The sequence below is a fragment of the Neobacillus drentensis genome (genome assembly GCF_036966985.1).
Lineage (GTDB): Bacteria > Bacillota > Bacilli > Bacillales > Cytobacillaceae > Neobacillus > Neobacillus drentensis_E.
This window is the reverse complement of record NZ_JBALSN010000632.1, coordinates 1-2073: the sequence shown is the minus strand read 5'-3', so window position 1 is coordinate 2073 and position 2073 is coordinate 1. Positions and strand designations below refer to the sequence as shown.

General features: G+C 37.2%; 3 protein-coding genes. All 3 read left to right on the top strand.

Translation table 11 applies throughout. The features are described from left to right. The first annotated feature begins 94 nt into the window (after window positions 1-94). From V7659_RS29470 to V7659_RS29460, 3 genes are read left to right on the top strand one after another with little or no spacing between them, the layout of a single operon-like run. On the top strand, window positions 95-745 hold the full coding sequence (locus V7659_RS29470; RefSeq protein WP_335543591.1) for an alpha/beta hydrolase: 651 nt from the start codon (window positions 95-97) through the stop codon (window positions 743-745). Between the two features lie 24 nt (window positions 746-769). After that, entirely contained in the window at window positions 770-1201 is a 432-nt protein-coding gene (locus V7659_RS29465) for a DoxX family protein (RefSeq protein WP_335543590.1), read from the top strand. Window positions 1202-1225: 24 nt separating this feature from the next. After that, complete coding sequence (locus tag V7659_RS29460; RefSeq protein WP_335543589.1) at window positions 1226-2002, top strand: dioxygenase family protein; 777 nt, start codon at window positions 1226-1228, stop codon at window positions 2000-2002. Window positions 2003-2073: the final 71 nt, after the last annotated feature.

The following is a 2073-nucleotide window of genomic DNA, read 5'->3' as shown; positions in this document are numbered from 1 at the left end:
ATTCAAATTACTCGATTTAAACTAAGGTTAAGTAATCATAAAACAGCCATCCTAATAATATTAGGAATGTTTGTTTAAAAGAAGGGATGATAGGATGAATTCACCCATGATTTATGAGCTTCGTCGTCCAGCACAGACTGAACCTGGAAAAACTTATCCTGCGTTGTTTTTAATGCATGGGATTGGCAGTAATGAACAAAATATGCTGTCACTGGTAAACGGATTAGAAGACCGTTTTTACATTTTTAGTATCCATGGTCATCTTCCACAACCACCAGGATATGCGTTTTTTACGATTCAAGGATATGGAAAACCGCACCGGGAAGTGTTCGATGAAGGAATCCGTAAACTGACAAGTTTTATTGATTATGCCTGCGGGGAATATCCATTGGATGAGAGCCAATTGTTCTTACTTGGATTTAGTCAGGGAGCAATATTGTCGATGACGCTTGGATTAACATTGGGCAGTCGAATAAAGGGGATTATTGCACTATGTGGATACATTCCTGCTTTTGTAAAAGAAGAATATGCGATCCAGCCAGTTGAAAAACTGTCCTTGTTTATTTCTCATGGTGAGATGGATCAGGTTCTTCCATTTGATTGGGGATTGACAAATAATGAATACTTTAGTGGTTTAGGGGCTGATGTCACCTTTAAAACCTACAAAGAAGGACACACCGTTTCATTGGATAACCATTGGGATTTCATGAACTGGTTAATGGAAAAAATAAAAATAGAAAAATAATGATAATAAAAGGGGAAAATAATCATGTTAAAAAAATTCGAAGTTAGTACATTATTGATAAGAGTGGTTTTAGGTATTACGTTTTTTGTACATGGGTTAGTTAAATTTCAAGGTGGAATTGAAAATATCGTTGGCTGGTTTGACAGTATTGGGTTACCCGGATTTTTAGCCTATGGAGTGGCAACAGTAGAAATGATTGGTGGAGCTGCATTAGTTCTAGGATTAGGCAGTCAAATTGTCTCAGCTCTATTATCGTTACTAATGATTGGTGCAATCGTTAAAGTAAAACTAGCTGTTGGATTTTTAGGAAATGGACAAATGGCTGGTTACGAATTAGATTTGGCTTTTCTAGCAATGGCTATTTTTATCGCGATTAATGGTAGTAAAATGTTTGCACTAGATCAACTCATTTTCAAAGGTCAGAAGGAAGAAACTACTTCTTTATCAAAAAGCTAAAATAATTAAAAGGGGGACGTAAATATGATGCCATCTTTTTTTATTGCGCATGGAGCACCATTATTAGCTGTTGAGAATAATGAGTATACTCAGTTTCTAAGCCAGCTAGGAAAAAACCTTCCTCGGCCAAAGGCAATTATATTGTTTTCAGCGCACTGGGAATCATCGATGCAAAAAGTATGTGAAGTCGACACATATGACACCATTTATGATTTTGGCGGTTTCGACCCAGAATTATACACAATTAAATATCCAGCTAAAGGGGACCAGCAGGTTTCACAAGAAATAAAGGACTTGTTCGCGAAAAACGGTATACCATTTGAAGTAGAAACGAAACGCGGCCTTGATCATGGAGCATGGGTAGTACTTCGAATGTTGTATCCGGATGCAGATATCCCTGTCATTTCGATGTCTGTTAATCCGAACCTTAAACCTGAAGAACAATATAAGATTGGGAAAAGCTTAGCATCTTTAAGAGCGAATGATATATTAATCATTGCAAGTGGAGGAACAGTGCATAACCTCAGAGCAGTGAAATGGGCAGATAACGAAATTGATCAATGGGCTCTTGAATTTGATGACTGGTTGGCTCAGCACTTAAATAATTGGGACCTAGCGTCATTATTTAAATATGATTCCCTTGCACCTAATGCTGAATATGCTGTACCACGTTATGGAAATGAACACTTCATCCCAATTTTCTATGCAATGGGAGCTGCCGATGATAGTCAAAAAGCGAAGTTACTGCATCGCAGCTTTCGATATGGAAACTTGAGTCATAGTGTTTGGCAGTTTGGGTGAACTAGATATGAATGAAAAAAATCCTTTCCGTGTTGGGAAGGATTTTTATTAGTTTCTATATTTACATTTGG